Source organism: Streptacidiphilus jeojiense (genome assembly GCF_000719095.1).
Classification (GTDB): Bacteria; Actinomycetota; Actinomycetes; order Streptomycetales; family Streptomycetaceae; genus Streptacidiphilus; species Streptacidiphilus jeojiensis.
Window position 1 is genome coordinate 32,356 of record NZ_JOEH01000016.1, and the last position, 14,924, is coordinate 47,279.

Sequence of the window (14,924 nt, forward strand, 5' to 3'; positions counted from 1 at the left end):
GGCTAGACGCTCACCCGGGCGACACCGGTCAGGGCGGTCACGATCGGGTCCAGGGCGTCGAAGATCTCCTCGCCGCAGTTGCGGAACATCCCCAGCGGCGCGCCGTAGGGGTCGTCCACCTCGTCCGCCTCCGGGGTCGCCGCCAGCAGCCAGCCGCGCAGCGCGGCGGCGGCCCGGACCAGCACCCGGGCCCGTTCCGCCACCTCGGCCGGGGACTCGGCGGCCTCCGGCAGGGTGGCCGGGTCTATCGCCTTCACCAGCCGGGTGAACTCCTTGAGGGTGAAGGTGCGAAGCCCGGCCGCATGCCCCATGGAGATGACCTGGGCCCGGTGGTCCCGGGTCGCGGTCAGCACCAGGTCGGCCCCGATCACATGCTCGTCGAGCAGCTCACGGCCGACGAAGCCGCCGGTGTCGGCGCCGTACTCGCCCAGCACCTCGGCCGCGTTGGACTCCATCGGCGCGCCCTCGTGCCCCCAGGTGCCGGCGCTCTCCACCAGGATGTCGCCGGCCCGGGCGCCGAGCCGGTCGGTCAGCTCGTGCCGGGTCAGCCGCTCGGCGATCGGCGAGCGGCAGACGTTGCCGGTGCAGACGTAGAGGATCTTGAAGGCGCCGTGCCGGGGTTCCGCGCCGCCGTAGTACGGCCGGGGCACCGGTCTCCCCGACCGGGTGCCCAAGGGCATGACGGCGCCCGCCGCGGCCCCCCGCAGGGACCCGGCGCCGGCATGGTCGACCCTGGGGCCGACCGCTCGGACATCGGTCAACTGCCGGCCTCCAGGTCCGGTACCACCTCGCGGAGCTGGGCCGCGGAGATCGCGCCCTCCCGCAGCAGTACCGGGGTCTTCCCGGTGACGTCGACGATCGAGGAGGCGACCGCGTGGTCGGCAGGACCGCCGTCCAGGTAGATCGAGACGCTGTCGCCGAGCTGGCGCTGCGCCTCGTCGCAGTCGGCCGGCGGGGTGCCGCCGGTCAGGTTGGCGCTGGAGACGGCCAGCGGTCCGGTGGTGTTGAGCAGTTCGATGGCCACCGGGTGCAGCGGCATCCGCACCGCGACGCTGCCCCGGGTGTCGCCCAGGTCCCAGCGCAGCGAGGGCTGGTGCCGGGTGACGATGGTCAGCCCGCCCGGCCAGAAGGCGTCCACCAGCTCCCAGGCCGCCTCGGAGAAGTCGCTGACCAGGCCGTGCAGCGTGGTCGGCGAGCCGACCAGCACCGGGGTCGGCATGTTCCGTCCGCGGCCCTTGGCGGCCAGCAGGTCGGCGACGGCCTCCGGCTTGAAGGCGTCGGCGCCGATCCCGTACAGGGTGTCCGTGGGCAGCACGACCAGCTCGCCGCGCCTGATCGCGGACGCGGCCTCTCGCAGACCGGCGGCGCGGTCGCTCGGATCGGCACAGTCGTAGCGGCGGCTCATCGGTGCAGGCCCCTTCCCTGGGACGGCGAAGACGTGACGGTGTTGGTGCGGTTGACGGTCGTGCGGGTGGCGCTGTTCATGCGGGTCGCTGTGGTCGTGCGGGTTGCGGCGGCAGTGCTCACGGTGCGGCCCTGCGGGCGGTGGCGAAACGGGGTCGGTTGTTGAGGTCGCGGTGGTCCGCGGCGTCCGTCCAGCCGGACTCCTCGCGGAAGATCCACGGCACCAGCCCGCCCTGGGTGTCGGCGTGCTCGATCACCACGACACCGCCGGGCCGCAGCAGCCGGGCCGCGACCTTCTCGATGCCGCGGATGGTGTCCAGGCCGTCCTCACCGGAGAACAGCGCCAGCTGCGGGTCGTGGTCGCGGGCCTCGGGGGCCACGTACTCCCACTCCGTCAGCGGGATGTACGGCGGATTGCTGATCACCAGGTCGAACCGGCCGTGCAGCTCGGGCTGGTCCTCGAAGGCCCGGGTGGCATCGCCCTGGACCAGGCTGATCCGGGCCGCGTCCGGGCTGGCGTCGACATTGCGGCGGGCCCAGGCGTAGGCCTCCTCGGACAGCTCGACGGCGTGCACCCGGCTCCGCGGCACCTCCTGGGCCAGCGCCAGCGCGATCGCCCCCGAGCCCGTGCACAGGTCGACCACCAGCGGCTCGGCGACGTCCATGGAGCGCAGTGCGTCTATGGCCCAGCCGACCACCGACTCGGTCTCCGGCCTGGGCACGAAGACCCCGGGGCCGACCTGCAGTTCCAGATACCGGAAGAAGGCCCGCCCGGTGATGTGCTGGAGCGGCTCGCGCGCCTCGCGCCGGGAGATGACCTCCCAGTACCGGGCGTCGAAGTCGCCGTCGGCAACCGTGTGCAGTTCCCCCCGCTTGACCTCGTGGACGTACGCCGCCAGCTCCTCGGCGTCGAACCGCGGCGAGGGCACGCCCGCGGCGGCCAATCGCTGGGTGGCCTGAGCCACCTCGGCGAGCAGCAGGTTCACGTCAGTCCTCCTCTGGATGTCCGGGTGCTACGGCCGACCTGGGGTCCCGGAGGAGCCTCAACCGTTCTGGGCCGCGGCCTCGAGCCGGGCCGCTGCGTCGGCGTCGACCGCCGACTGGATCAGCGCGTCCAGCTCGCCGCCGAGCACCTGGTCCAAGTTGTACGCCTTGAAGCCGGTGCGGTGGTCCGAGATGCGGTTCTCGGGGAAGTTGTAGGTGCGGATGCGCTCCGAGCGGTCCACCGTGCGGACCTGGCTCCGGCGCGCGTCGCTGGCCTCCTGGTCGGCCTCCTCCTGGGCTGCCGCCAGCACCCGGGAACGCAGGATGCGCATGGCCGCCTCCTTGTTCTGGAGCTGGCTCTTCTGGTTCTGGCAGGAGGCGACGATACCGGTGGGCAGGTGGGTGATCCGCACCGCCGAGTCGGTGGTGTTCACCGACTGGCCGCCGGGGCCCGAGGAGCGGTACACGTCGATGCGCAGGTCGTTGGCGTTGATCTCGACCTCGACGTCCTCCGCCTCCGGGGTGACCAGCACCCCGGCCGCCGAGGTGTGGATCCGGCCCTGCGACTCGGTGGCGGGCACCCGCTGCACCCGGTGCACCCCGCCCTCGTACTTCAACCGGGCCCAGACGCCCTGGCCCGGCTCGGCGCCGGCCCGCGCCTTCACCGCGACCTGGACGTCCTTGTAGCCGCCGAGGTCGGACTCGTTGGAGTCGATGATCTCGGTCTTCCAGCCGACCTTCTCGGCGTAGCGCAGGTACATCCGCAGCAGGTCCCCGGCGAACAGCGCGGACTCCTCGCCGCCCTCGCCCGCCTTGACCTCCAGCAGGACGTCCTTGTCGTCGTTGGGGTCGCGCGGGACCAGCAGCAGCCGGAGCTCCTCGGTCAGTTCCTCGCGGCGCTGCTCCAGCTGCTTGATCTCGGCGTAGAAGTCCGGGTCGTCGTCGGCGAGCTCGCGCGCGGTCTCGATGTCCTCGCCGGTCTGCCGCCACTGGCGGTAGGTGGCGGTGATCGGGGTGAGCTCGGCGTAGCGCTTGGAGAGGCGGCGCGCCTCGCCCTGGTCGGCGTGGACCGCCGGATCGGCCAGCCGCTCCTCGAGAACCGCGTGCTCGCTCAGGAGCTCCTCGACTGCCTCGAACATGGGGCTGCGCCTTCTTCCGACATTTGTCACGACACGGTGGGGTTGGGTGGATCAACGCGAACGGCGCCGACCGGGTGCCCCCGTTTCGGGAGGGCATCCGGTCGGCGCCGACAGGTCGCTAGCCCTGCTTGGCGGCGTGCTTCTTGCCGAAGCGGGCCTCGAAGCGGGCCACGCGGCCACCGGTGTCCATGAGCTTCTGCTTGCCGGTGTAGAAGGGGTGGCAGTTCGAGCAGATCTCAGCGCGCATGACGCCGGAGGGCTCGGTGCTGCGGGTGGTGAACTCGTTGCCACAGGTGCAGGTGACCTGGGTGACCACGTAGGTCGGGTGGATCTCGGGCTTCAAGGGGTGCTCCTAGGTTCGGGAGGGCTCCGGGTCGGGCGGCGGGCTGCCGTCCGTGAACCGGGACCGACGTACCAGTCTGCCAGCACTGGCCGCATCTCCCAAAACCGGGGACGCCCGGCAGGTATTCCTGCTAGGCGCGGGGGCTGCAACTGACCCACTGTGAGCACGTTGCACTATCCAGGGGCGCGGGGAACTGCGCGACCAGCCATGCACGACCCGAGGCCGAACAGCTACCCCGCCGTCGAGGCCGACACGGACGTCGCCGGGTCCGCACTCTGCAGCGCCTTGACCGACTCCGGCACCGCCACATCGTTCTGCAGCGCCGTCCACAGCTCCGTGGCCTCCGGCTCCAGCGCCACCACCCGGTTGGGATCGCTGGGCGCGGTGGTGTTGGGCATGGTGACCGCGGTGATGTCAGCGGACTTGATCTTCTTCATGCTCTCCGCGAAGGAGACCAACGAGGTGACCGACCCGAGATCGCTGTCGGTGGTGATCGCACTGGTCGCCGTGGAGGCCAGCTCGTAGAGCTTCACCGGGTCGGTCAGCAGCCCCAGGCTCTGCACCTGGGACATCAGCGACTTGACGAACTGCTGCTGCAGCTCGATCCGCCCCAGGTCGCTACCGTCGCCGACGCCGTGCCGGGTACGGACGAAGTCCAGCGCCTGCTGGCCGGTCAGCTTGTGGGTGCCGGCCTTGAGGTGCAACCCGCTGTCCGTGTCGTTGATGTCCACCGTGGTGGTGACGGTGACCCCGCCCAGCGCGTCGACCAGCTTGGCGAAACCCTCGAAGTCGACCTCGATGTAGTGGTCCATCCGCAACCCGGTCATCGACTCCACGGTCTTCACCGCGCAGGTCGCGCCGCCGACCTCGTAGGCGGTGTTGAACATCACCCCGCTGGCCCCGGCCTTGGTCCCGCAGGTGGGGCGGGTGACCAGGGTGTCCCGGGGGATGCTGACCACGTCGGCGTGGGTGTGCGCCTCGTTGACGTGGATGACCATCGCGGTGTCGGAGCGGGCCGTCCCGTCGTCGGTGCCGCCGGCCACCTTGCTGTTGCCGCCGGAGCGCGAGTCGGAGCCCAGGATCAGGATGTTCATGGCGCCGGTGGTGCTCGCGGCCGGGCGGTCGCTGCCCAGCGCGCTGTTGATGTCCACCGTCTTGATGTTGCCGTTGAGCTTCCAGTACAGGTAGCCGCCGGTACCGCCGCAGATCACCAGGACAGCCGCGGTCGCCCAGGCCAGCAGGGTCAGCACGCGCTTGCGTGAGCGCGGGAGCTTGTGCTGCGGCGTTTCGTTCGACTTGTCCTCCATGTCCCAAACAGTAAACGCCCCGCCTGAGAACCACTCTCACAAATGCCGCCGCCCCGGGGTTTCGTCCCGGGGCGGCGGCATGGAGTGCGAAGACGGTCGGCGGTCAGTCCTGACCCGGCGTGGTCTTGGCGATCTGCATCAGGAACTCGGCGTTGCTCTTGGTCTGCTTCATCTTGTCCAGGAGCAGCTCGATGGCCTGCTGCGAGTCCAGCGCGTGCAGCACCCGGCGGAGCTTCCAGGTGATCGCCAGCTCCTCGGAGCCGAGCAGGATCTCCTCCTTGCGGGTGCTGGACGCGTCCACGTCCACCGCCGGGAAGATCCGCTTGTCGGCGAGCTTGCGGTCGAGCTTGAGCTCCATGTTGCCGGTGCCCTTGAACTCCTCGAAGATCACGTCGTCCATCCGCGAGCCGGTGTCGACCAGCGCGGTGGCGATGATGGTCAGCGAGCCGCCGTTCTCGATGTTGCGCGCCGCACCGAAGAACTTCTTCGGCGGGTAGAGCGCGGTCGAGTCGACACCACCGGACAGGATGCGTCCGGAGGTCGGGGCAGCCAGGTTGTAGGCGCGGCCCAGGCGGGTGATCGAGTCCAGCAGCACGACCACGTCGTGGCCCAGCTCCACCAGCCGCTTGGCGCGCTCGATGGCGAGCTCGGCGACGGTGGTGTGGTCCTCGGCCGGACGGTCGAAGGTCGAGGAGATGACCTCGCCCTTGACCGAGCGCTGCATGTCGGTGACCTCTTCCGGACGCTCGTCGACCAGGACGACCATCAGGTGGCACTCGGGGTTGTTGTGGGTGATCGCGTTGGCGATCGCCTGCATGATCATCGTCTTGCCGGTCTTCGGCTGGGCGACGATCAGACCGCGCTGGCCCTTGCCGATGGGCGCGACCAGGTCGATGATCCGGGTGGTCAGCACCCCCGGGTCGGTCTCCAGGCGCAGCCGCTCCTGCGGGTACAGCGGGGTGAGCTTGTTGAACTCCGGACGGTTGCGGCCGTTGTCGGGCTCGCTGCCGTTCACCGAGTCCAGCCGGACCAGCGCGTTGAACTTCTCGCGGCGCTCGCCGTCCTTGGGCTGGCGCACCGCGCCGGTGATCGCGTCACCCTTGCGCAGGCCGTTCTTGCGGACCTGGGCCAGCGACACGTACACGTCGTTGGGACCGGACAGGTAGCCCGAGGTCCGGACGAAGGCGTAGTTGTCCAGGATGTCCAGGATGCCGGCCACCGGGATCAGCACGTCGTCATCGTTGACCTGCGGCTCGGCCGGGCCCTCGAAGCCGTCGCGGCGGTTGCGGCGGTTGCGGTCGCGGTAGCGGCCGCGGCGACGGCCGCCGCCGAACTCGTCGTCCTCGGGGAAGTTGTTCTGGTTGTTCTGGCCCTGGTTCTGGCTCTGACCGCCCTGCTGGCGGCCCTGGCCCTGGCCGTCCTGGCCCTGGTTGCCGCCGCGGTCGCGGTCCCGGCGGTTGCGGCGCTCGCTGCGGTCGTTGTTGCCGCCGCGGTCGTTGCTGTTGCCGCGGTCGCGACGGCCCTCGCCGCCCTCCGACTCGGCGGCGGCCGGGGCGGCGTCCTGCTGGCCCTGCTGGCCGCGCTCGCGGCGCTCGCGGCGGTCCCTGCGGCCCTCGCGCTCCCGGCCCTCGGTGCCGTCCCCACGGCCCTGCTCCGGCTGCTCCTGGGTCTGGCGCTCGCGCACCTCGGTGGCGACCGACACCGGCGCCGCGACCGGCTCGGCAGCGGCCGGCGTCTCCTCCGGGGCACCCGTGAGCGAGGTGACCGGGGCGGTGGCACGGCGGCTGCGGCGCGGGGCGCGCTCCGCGGGGGCACTGTCACCCGCGGTCTGGACCGGGATGTCGATCTGCTGCTGCTCGGCCACCGCGCTGTCGACGGCGCGCTCGGCCGCGCGGGAGCGGGCGGTGCGGCGCGCGGGGGCAGCCGGGGCCTCGTCGGAGGCGGTCGCGGCAGCGGTGGTCTTCGCGGCGCGGGTGGCGCGCTTCGCGGGGGGTGCCTCCGAGGAGGCGGCGAGCAGCGGGTCCCCGCCGCTCTTCGCCTTGATGGCGTCGATCAGGTCGCTCTTGCGCATCCGGCCGGTGCCGCTGATGCCAAGGCCGGTGGCGAGCTGCTGGAGCTCGGCGAGCACCATGGCGTTGAGCCCGGTGCCCGTGGTCCGACGGCGCTTCGGCGCGGGGGCCGCAGTGGCGTCCGACGCCTCGGCGTCCGGGCGCACGCCCATCAGATCGGTGGTGTCGCTCACGAAGGGTCCTTCCCTGGAGCGGACGTCGGCCTGTCTGGCTCGGCGACCGGTTGTGCTGTCCGCCGCTGCGCTCGTTTTCGCAGTGGCGGGGCGGTGGTCCGCCGGATGGCGGGTCATACGGACGTGCGGTGTCCCACATGGCGAAGCACACCGCTTCCCGGGCCCCCGTCGCGTGTCACGGCTGTACTGCCCCGGTCTGCAGGATTCGGCACGGCTGCGCGGAATCTGCAGGCCATGTGCGTCACATGCGGGACTGGGGCACCGACACGGCTTCGGGATGCGGTCACACTTGCGCAGGCAGGCTGCGTACGCGCTGTGGCGGGCTCCCGGAGAATTGCTGCCCCGGAACGGTCACTCCGCGGAACGGAGAGGACCGGGATCGGGACGCGGCGCACCGGGCCCCGTAGGGCGCCTGGTGCAGACATGAGATTAACACTACTGGACCCAACAAACATTCCCCCACTGTGTGTCTGTCAATCGTGTCCCCTGTCTCACCCTTCGGTACACCCCCGACCGGCCCGCAATCGGCCGGACAGCGCGTTCCTCAGCCGGACAGCGGCAGTACGCAGGCTCCTTCGAGATCCAGGGCCAATCGGTGGGCGGCCCACTCCGGCCCCGCCTCGGCGAGCGCCTTCTCGGCCGTCGCCTCGTCGGTCAGCGCCAGCACGGTCGGTCCGGCACCCGAGATGACGGCGGCGACGCCCTGCGAGCGCAGCACCGCGACCAGGACGGCGCTCTCCGGCATGGCCGGGGTGCGGTAGTCCTGGTGCAGCCGGTCCTCGGTGGCGGGCAGCAGCAGTTCCGGGCGGTTGGTGACCGCCTCGACCAGCAGCGCCGCGCGGCCGACGTTGGCGGCGGCGTCGGCGTGCGGGACGGTGGCCGGCAGCAGCCCGCGGGCCACCTCGGTCAGCACCGGGTTCGCCGGGACGAACACCAGCGGGACCACGTCGGGCGAGGGCGCCAGGGTGATCGCGCGGGCCTCGTCGCCGGCCTCGGTCCAGGCGATGGTGAAGCCGCCGAGGATGCAGGCGGCGACGTTGTCGGGGTGGCCCTCGATCTCCGAGGCGAGCGCGAGAACCGCTGCGTCGTCCATGAGTTCGGGCCCGCCGACGGTGACGGCGCGGGCGGCGGTGATGCCCGCCACGATGGCCGCGGACGAGGAGCCCAGGCCCCGGCCGTGCGGTATCCGGTTGGCACAGACCACCTCCAGCCCGCGGGGCTGGGCGCCGAGGCGGTCGAAGGCGGCGCGCATGGAGCGGACCACGAGGTGGCGCTCGTCGCGGGCCAGGGTGTCGGCGCCCTCACCGGCGATGTCCACGTGCAGGCCGCTGTCGGCGACGCGGACCACGACGTCGTCGTAGAGGCCCAGCGCGAGGCCGAACGCGTCGAACCCGGGCCCCAGATTGGCGCTGGTGGCGGGCACGCGGACGCGGGTCGCCGCTGCACGGAAAGCGGGGGCTGGCATCGCTGTCGCTCCTGGAATGTTCTCGCCTGCGGCAGGGAGCCTTCAGCGTATCGAAGATGCGTTCACCGGGGGTACCGGGCGGGGGCGCGTTGCGGGTGAACCCGGCGCGGGGTGCCGTTCGCGCAAGCAGTTGATCAAGCACAGCCCCGCGCCCCTATGAGGGGCGCGGGGAACTGCGCGAACAACCGTCACGGACGCGCACCCTCCGCAGAGGGCAGCCCCCGCCCCGGGTGGTGGACGTCAGAGCAGACCGAGCCGCTCCGCGGCGGCTGTGGCGTCGATCGGGATGGTGACCGGCTGCGGCGCGCCCGCGACGGCCCAGTCGGGGTCCTTGAGCCCGTTCCCGGTGACCGTGCACACGATCTTCTGCCCCGGATCGACCAGACCCTGGTCCGCCGCGTGCAGCAGCCCGGCGACGCTCGCGGCCGAGGCCGGCTCCACGAACACCCCCTCGCGCGCGGCCAGAAGCCGGTACGCGGCCAGGATCTGACGGTCCGTGACCTTGTCGATGAGCCCGCCGGACTCGTCCCGCGCGGCCAGCGCGTAGTCCCAGGAGGCGGGGTTGCCGATCCGGATCGCGGTGGCGATCGTCTGCGGCTTGAGGACCGGGGCGCCGTCCACGATGGGGGCCGAGCCGGAGGCCTGGAAGCCCCACATTCGGGGGTTGTGGCTGGAGAGGCCGTCCTTTGCGTACTCCTGGTAGCCCTTCCAGTAGGCGGTGATGTTGCCCGCGTTGCCGACCGGCAGGACATGGATGTCGGGCGCGTCGCCGAGCATGTCGACGATCTCGAAGGCCGCGGTCTTCTGGCCCTCGATGCGGACCGGGTTCACCGAGTTGACCAGCGCCACCGGGTACTTGTCGGAGAGGTCGCGGGCCAGCGTCAGGCAGTCGTCGAAGTTGCCGTCCACCTGGAGGATCTTTGCGCCGTGCACCAGGGCCTGGCCCATCTTGCCGAGGGCGATCTTGCCCTGCGGCACCAGCACCGCGCAGACCATCCCGGCGCGGACCGCGTACGCCGCGGCGGAGGCCGAGGTGTTGCCGGTGGAGGCGCAGATGACCGCCTGCGCGCCCTCCTCGGCGGCCCTGGACATCGCCATGGTCATCCCGCGGTCCTTGAAGGAGCCGGTCGGGTTGGCGCCCTCGACCTTCAGGTAGACCTCGCAGCCGGTGCGCTCGGACAGCAGCTGGGCCGGGACCAGGGGCGTGCCGCCCTCCAGCAGGGTGACGACGGGCGTGGCGTCCGTGACCGGGAGCCGGTCGCGGTACTCGTTGATGAGGCCGCGCCACTGGTGGGTACGGGCGCTGGTCACTGCGCTGCTCGGCATAGTGGGTTACTCCCCTTCGACACGCATGATGCTGGCCACGCCACGGACGTTGTCCAGGGTGCGCAGTTCGGAGACCGTAGCGGACAGCGCGGCGTCGGTGGCGCGGTGGGTCACTACGACCAGTGAGGCGTCGCCCTCCCGGCCCTGCTGGCGGACGGTGTCGATGGACACGCCGTGCTCGGCGAAGACGGTGGCGACCTGGGCGAGGACGCCTGCCTTGTCGGCGACGTCGAGGCTGACGTGGTAGCGGGTGACCACGTCGTCCATGGGGTTCACGGTGAGCTGAGCGTACGCCGACTCGCCGGGGCCGGTGGCACCGCCCAGCTTGTTGCGGCAGACCGCGACCAGGTCGCCGAGGACCGCGCTGGCGGTCGGCGCGCCGCCGGCGCCGGGTCCGTAGAACATCAACTGGCCTGCGGCGTCGGCCTCGACGAAGACCGCGTTGTAGGCGCCGCGGACGTTGGCCAGCGGGTGGGTGAGCGGGATCATCGCCGGGTGGACCCGGGCGGTGACCGACTCGGCGCCGTCGGCCGCGGTGCTGCGCTCGCAGATGGCGAGCAGCTTGACCACGCTGTTCATCGCCTTGGCACTGGCGATGTCGGCGGCGGTGACCTCGGTGATGCCCTCGCGGAAGACGTTCTCGGCGGTGACCCGGGAGTGGAAGGCGATCCCGGCCAGGATGGCGGCCTTGGCGGCGGCGTCGAAGCCCTCGACGTCGGCGGTGGGGTCGGCCTCGGCGTAGCCCAGCGCGGTGGCCTCCTCCAGCGCCTCGGAGTAGCCGGCGCCGGTGGAGTCCATCTTGTCGAGGATGAAGTTGGTGGTGCCGTTGACGATGCCGAGCACCCGGTTGACCTTGTCCCCGGCCAGCGACTCGCGCAGCGGGCGGATCAGCGGGATGGCGCCTGCCACCGCGGCCTCGTAGTACAGGTCCACGCCGGCCTTGGCGGCCGCGCCGTGCAGCGCGGCGCCGTCGGCGGCGAGCAGCGCCTTGTTGGCGCTGACGACGGAGGCGCCGTTGTCGAAGGCGCTGAGGATCAGGCTGCGGGCCGGCTCGATGCCGCCGATGACCTCGATCACCACGTCGATGTCGCCGCGTTTCACCAGTTCGGCGGCGTCCGTGGTGATCAGGTGGTCCGGGATGCCGGGCCGGGGCCGGTTGGCCCGGCGCACGGCGACCCCGGCCAGCTCCACCGGGGCGCCGATGCGCGCGGCGAGGTCGGCGGCGTCCGTCGTCATGATGCGGGCCACTTCGGTGCCTACTACTCCACAACCGAGGAGCGCTACCTTCAGTGTGCGCATCGTCCGACTCCGCTCTGCTGAACTCTGGTGAGTGTGACTGTGTTCTCTTGGGTGGTGCTGTCCTGTCCGGACAGTCTCAGGGACGGGACGGATAAATCTTCGTACGTTCCATAGTTTGAGACTGGTATTTCATCAGCCGATATCGAGGCGCAGCAGATCTTCCTCCGTCTCGCGGCGGACGATCACCCGGGCCCGGCCGTCGGCCACGGCCACCACCGGGGGCTTCAGGGCGTGGTTGTAGTTGCTGGCCATCGAGCGGCAGTAGGCGCCGGTGGCCGGGACCGCGATCAGGTCGCCGGGGGCCAGGTCGGCGGGCAGGAAGGCGTCGCGGACGATGATGTCGCCCGACTCGCAGTGCTTGCCGACCACGCGGCTGAGCATCGGCTCGGCGGTGGAGGCCCGGGAGACCAGGGCGACGCTGTACTCGGCGTCGTAGAGGGCGGTGCGGATGTTGTCCGACATGCCGCCGTCGACGCTGACGTAGGTGCGCAGCCCTTCCAGCGGCTTGACCGTGCCGATCTCGTACAGCGTGAACGCGGTGGGGCCGACGATGGCGCGGCCGGGTTCCACCGAGATCCGCGGCGGTGTGAGATCCGCCGCAGCGCACTCGCGCCGGACGATCTCGGTGAGCGCCGTGGCGATCGCGGCGGGCTCGCTGGGGTCGTCGTCGCTGGTGTAGGCGATGCCCAGGCCGCCGCCGAGGTCGATCTCGGGGAGCTCGACCCCGTGCTCGGCCTTGATCTCGGCCAGCAGGCCGACCACCCGGCGGGCGGCGACCTCGAAGCCGGCCGTGTCGAAGATCTGCGAGCCGATGTGCGAGTGGATGCCGCGCAGCTCCAGGCCGTCCAGCATCAGCGCCCGGCGGACCGCCTCGGCGGCGTGGCCGCCGGAGAGCGAGAGGCCGAACTTCTGGTCCTCGTGGGCGGTGGCGATGAACTCGTGGGTGTGCGCCTCGACGCCGACGGTGACCCGGATCAGGATCTGCTGGCGCACGCCCTGCTGCTGCGCGATCCAGGAGAGCCGGACCAGTTCGTCGTAGGAGTCCACCACGATGTGGCCGACCCCGGACTTCACCGCGTACTCCAGCTCGGCCTTGGACTTGTTGTTGCCGTGGAAGGCGATGCGCTCGGCTGGCATCCCGGCGGACAGGGCGACGGTGAGCTCGCCGCCGCTGCACACGTCCACGTTCAGGCCCTCTTCGTGCAGCCAGCGGACCACGGCGCGGGAGAGGAAGGCCTTGCCGGCGTAGTAGACGTCGGCGTCGGTGCCGAAGGCCTCGCGCCAGGCGCGGCAGCGGGCCCGGAAGTCCTGCTCGTCCATGACGTAGGCGGGGGTGCCGAACTCCTCGGCGAGGTCCTGGACGTCGATCCCGCCGACGGTGACCGAGCCGTCGTCGGTGCGGCGCACCGTGGCGGACCAGACCTTGGGGTCGAGCAGGTTCAGATCGGCCGGGGGCGCAGTGAAGTGACCCTCCGGCAGGACGTCCCCGTGGCGCGGGCCGGCGGGGTGGGCGGAGCGGCTCATGCGCCCGCCTCGCTACGCTCGGCGGTGCCTTCGCCGATTGCGCACCTCTCAATGATTCGCTCGCTGCGCTCGCTCATGTCTACGTGTCTCCGGGGGTGCGGGGCGAGATGTGGCGAGGGGCGCGGGATTTCTCCCCGCGCCCCTCGCCCCGGCTCACATGCGTTCGGGGGCTGAGACGCCCAGCAGGGTCAGGCCGTTGGCGATCACCGTTCGGGTGGCCTCGACCAGCCAGAGGCGGGCGCGGTTCAGGTCGGTGACCTCGTCGTCACCGAAGGGCAGGACCCGGCACTTGTCGTTGAACCGGTGGTAGGAACCGGCCAACTCCTCCAGGTAGCGGGCGACGTGGTGCGGCTGGCGGAGTTCGCTCGCCTTGGCCACGATCCGCGGGAACTCGGCCAGCTGGCCGAGGAGTTCCTTCTCGGCCTCGTGGGCGAGCAGTTCCGGTTTGAAGCCCTCGGCCGGTCCCTTGTCGAAGCCGAGCCCGGCGGCGTTGCGCTCGATCGAGCACATCCGGGAGTGCGCGTACTGCACGTAGTACACGTGGTTCTCGTTCGAGGTGCTGGTGAGCACGTCGATGTCGAGGGTGATGGTGGAGTCGGAGGGCGAGCGCGACAGTGTGTAGCGCGCGGCGTCCACGCCGATCCACTCGACGACGTCGTCGATGGTGATGATGTTGCCCGCACGCTTGGACATGCGGACCTCCTGGCCGTCCTTCAACATCTTCACGAACTGTCCGATGAGGACCTCGATGTTGACGTTCGGGTCGTCACCCGCGCAGGCGGCGATGGCCTTGAGCCGGTTGACGTAGCCGTGGTGGTCGGCGCCCAGCATGTAGACGTTGACGTCGAAGCCGCGGTCACGCTTGCTGAGGTAGTACGCCGAGTCGGAGGCGAAGTAGGTGGTCTCGCCGTCCGCCTTGATCAGGACGCGGTCCTTGTCGTCGCCGAAGTCGGTGGTGCGCAGCCAGGTCGCGCCGTCCTGGTCGAAGACGTGGCCCTGCTCGCGCAGCCGCTCCACCGCCTTCTCCACGGCGCCGGAGTCGTGCAGCGACTTCTCCGAGAACCAGACGTCGAAGTGGACGCCGAACTCCACCATGGAGCGCTGGATCTCGGCGACCATCAGCCGCAGGCCCTCGGAGCGGAACCGCGCCAGCTGCTCGTCCTCGGGGAGGTAGAGGATGCCGGGGTTGACGGCGACGATGCTCTCGGCGATGTCGTTGATGTACTCGCCGACGTAGCCGTCCTCGGGAACCGGCCGGTTGTTGGCCGCGGCCAGCAGCGAGGAGCCGAACTTGGAGATTTGCACGCCGGCGTCGTTGATGTAGTACTCGGTGGTGACCTCGGCCCCGGAGGCCCGGAGCACCCGGCCCAGCGAGTCGCCGAGGGCGGCCCAGCGCACGCCGCCGATGTGGATCGGCCCGGTGGGGTTCGCGGACACGAACTCCAGGTTGATCCGACGGCCGGCGAAGGAGTCGTTGCGGCCGTAGTCGGCGCCGGCGGTGACGATGGCGCGGGCCAGCTCGCCCTGGGTGGCGGCGTCCAGGGTGATGTTCATGAAGCCGGGCCCGGCGATGTCGACCTTGGCGACCCCGGGCAGTGTTCGCAGGCGTGCGGCGACCAGCTCGGCCACCTGGCGCGGCGGCTGTCCGGCCGCCTTCGCCAGTTGGAGGGCCACATTGGTGGCGTAGTCGCCGTGGTCCCTGTTCTTGGGCCGCTCGACGGTCACCGTTTCGGGCACGGCGACGGTCAGCTCGCCCGCCTCAACGGCGGCACGAACCGCGGACTGGACTGCCTGGGAAAGCTCTGCGGGTGTCACAGGGGCAAGCCTAGGCGAGAAGGGCCCGTCCTCCTTCATCGCTTTTGCGGTGCGAGACGGGGCGAGCCGGTTTTGT

At 71.1% G+C, this 14,924-nt stretch carries 12 protein-coding genes; all 12 read right to left on the bottom strand.

Annotated elements, in window-relative coordinates; genetic code table 11:
* Positions 1-2: 2 nt before the first annotated feature.
* The 12 genes from IF29_RS0121125 to argS all read right to left on the bottom strand — a co-directional run bounded on the left by IF29_RS0121125 (position 3) and on the right by argS (position 14,848).
* Positions 3-650 carry an arsenate reductase/protein-tyrosine-phosphatase family protein gene (locus IF29_RS0121125; RefSeq protein WP_030257248.1) on the bottom strand — a complete coding sequence of 216 codons (648 nt, stop codon included), beginning with the start codon at positions 648-650 and terminating at the stop codon, positions 3-5.
* Positions 651-757: 107 nt separating this feature from the next.
* Positions 758-1,405 (bottom strand): L-threonylcarbamoyladenylate synthase, encoded by a 648-nt coding sequence (locus tag IF29_RS0121130; protein WP_030257250.1) that lies wholly within the window; start codon positions 1,403-1,405, stop codon positions 758-760.
* A 118-nt stretch (positions 1,406-1,523) separates the two neighbouring features.
* Positions 1,524-2,390 carry a peptide chain release factor N(5)-glutamine methyltransferase gene (gene prmC / locus IF29_RS0121135; RefSeq protein WP_030257253.1) on the bottom strand — a complete coding sequence of 289 codons (867 nt, stop codon included), beginning with the start codon at positions 2,388-2,390 and terminating at the stop codon, positions 1,524-1,526.
* A 57-nt stretch (positions 2,391-2,447) separates the two neighbouring features.
* Complete coding sequence (gene prfA / locus IF29_RS0121140) at positions 2,448-3,527, bottom strand: peptide chain release factor 1 (protein ID WP_030257255.1); 1,080 nt, start codon at positions 3,525-3,527, stop codon at positions 2,448-2,450.
* Positions 3,528-3,645: 118 nt separating this feature from the next.
* Entirely contained in the window at positions 3,646-3,870 is a 225-nt protein-coding gene (gene rpmE / locus IF29_RS0121145) for a 50S ribosomal protein L31 (protein ID WP_030257258.1), read from the bottom strand.
* Between the two features lie 230 nt (positions 3,871-4,100).
* Positions 4,101-5,177 (bottom strand): LCP family protein, encoded by a 1,077-nt coding sequence (locus IF29_RS0121150; RefSeq protein WP_051725591.1) that lies wholly within the window; start codon positions 5,175-5,177, stop codon positions 4,101-4,103.
* Positions 5,178-5,280: 103 nt separating this feature from the next.
* Positions 5,281-7,419, bottom strand: coding sequence for a transcription termination factor Rho (gene rho / locus IF29_RS0121155; RefSeq protein WP_030257264.1), 2,139 nt, complete (start codon positions 7,417-7,419; stop codon positions 5,281-5,283).
* Positions 7,420-7,963: 544 nt separating this feature from the next.
* Positions 7,964-8,884 (bottom strand): homoserine kinase, encoded by a 921-nt coding sequence (gene thrB / locus IF29_RS0121160; protein ID WP_030257265.1) that lies wholly within the window; start codon positions 8,882-8,884, stop codon positions 7,964-7,966.
* 240 nt (positions 8,885-9,124) lie between these two features.
* Positions 9,125-10,195: a threonine synthase gene (gene thrC / locus IF29_RS0121165; RefSeq protein WP_030257268.1), complete on the bottom strand. Its 1,071-nt coding sequence runs from the start codon at positions 10,193-10,195 to the stop codon at positions 9,125-9,127.
* A 21-nt stretch (positions 10,196-10,216) separates the two neighbouring features.
* On the bottom strand, positions 10,217-11,509 hold the full coding sequence (locus IF29_RS0121170; RefSeq protein WP_030257269.1) for a homoserine dehydrogenase: 1,293 nt from the start codon (positions 11,507-11,509) through the stop codon (positions 10,217-10,219).
* Between the two features lie 132 nt (positions 11,510-11,641).
* Positions 11,642-13,033: a diaminopimelate decarboxylase gene (gene lysA / locus IF29_RS0121175; protein ID WP_030257272.1), complete on the bottom strand. Its 1,392-nt coding sequence runs from the start codon at positions 13,031-13,033 to the stop codon at positions 11,642-11,644.
* A gap of 153 nt (positions 13,034-13,186) precedes the next feature.
* Positions 13,187-14,848: an arginine--tRNA ligase gene (gene argS, locus IF29_RS0121180; protein WP_030257273.1), complete on the bottom strand. Its 1,662-nt coding sequence runs from the start codon at positions 14,846-14,848 to the stop codon at positions 13,187-13,189.
* Positions 14,849-14,924 lie beyond the last annotated feature (76 nt).